Below are 362 nucleotides of genomic sequence, written 5' to 3' on the forward strand. Positions count from 1 at the left end.
ACTCCGGGTACTGAAATCACCGTGACCGTCAAGGACGGCGACAAGGCCTTCGATACTTCTAAGGTAACGGTTACCGAGCCGGACAAGCCCATCTGGAATGACGGAAGCAGTAAGCCGGGTGTCCCGGTTGATATTCCTAATACCGGCGGGCCGGTACCTGACGGTACAACGGTGGAAGTGAACGGTCCGGGTACTGCGACACTCAATCCTGATGGTTCGATCACGGTTACTCCGGATCCCGATGCGAAGGATAAGGACGAGGTCGTCGTTACTATCAAGGATCGGGATGGTAAGGAACTGGATACCGTGACTGTGACGGTGACCGATCCGGATACCGATGGTGACGGACTCACCGATGGTGA

1 protein-coding gene is annotated in these 362 nt (G+C 55.8%); it reads left to right on the top strand.

Annotation, left to right across the window (positions count from 1 at the left end; genetic code table 11):
• Nucleotides 1-362 (top strand): Ig-like domain-containing protein (locus AC5RK6_RS00820; protein WP_493925725.1); only part of this gene is annotated, 362 nt, incomplete at both ends.

The sequence above is a fragment of the Actinotignum sp. usb-actsch-213 genome (genome assembly GCF_059085665.1).